The organism is Bradyrhizobium sp. SRL28, assembly GCF_018596315.1.
GTDB lineage: Bacteria > Pseudomonadota > Alphaproteobacteria > Rhizobiales > Xanthobacteraceae > Bradyrhizobium.
Map to the genome: position 1 here is coordinate 1 of NZ_JAHEAG010000196.1, position 650 is coordinate 650.

At 61.8% G+C, this 650-nt stretch carries 1 protein-coding gene; it reads right to left on the reverse strand.

What is annotated here, in order from left to right:
• Positions 1-627, reverse strand: a 627-nt coding sequence (locus tag KIP88_RS45960) for a Fic family protein (protein ID WP_374226622.1), incomplete at its 3' end; no start/stop codon positions are given.
• Positions 628-650: the final 23 nt, after the last annotated feature.

Below are 650 nucleotides of genomic sequence, written 5' to 3' on the forward strand. Positions count from 1 at the left end.
GCGATTGCGCGAGTAGCCCGTCCGTTCGGCGAGAATGCCAGCCTCCTCCAACTGTGCGATAGCCTGGTGCGCTTGCGGCGGGCTGATCTCGAGGAGTTCTCCGAGCCGTTTGGCGGTTAGGACCGGGTAATGGGGAAGCTCGTCGAGCGCGCGCGCGGCCGCCGATCCCTTTCGGAATTTGCGACGGCCCCTCCACAGTTCTGACAGTTCGGACAGAGCCGAGCGCGTTTTCATGAGCTCTTCGACGGTGCCGGTCACGGCCTCTGCCATAAAGATTATGATAGGCTGCCAGTCGAGGCGCTGCTGCGCATCCTTCAAGGAAGCGTAGTACGCGCCCTTCTTCGCCTCGATGTATGGAGATAGATAAAGGGGGACGTGCTTCTCGGCAGCCATCATCAGTGGAAGAAGAAGACGACCGACGCGGCCGTTGCCATCGCGGAACGGGTGGACCGCCTCGAAATGGGCATGCGCGATGGCCATTCGCGTAATGAAACCCTGGGTCATCTGCTGCATTCCCTCGTTGCGGAGGTAGTCGACTGTCTGAGCGAGGCAAGCCGGCACCTCATCGGGTGGCGGCGGATTTAGGCTTGAATAGGCGATGTTGCCGCCCCCTCCGATCCACACCACGCGCGTGCGGAGTTCGCCCGGAA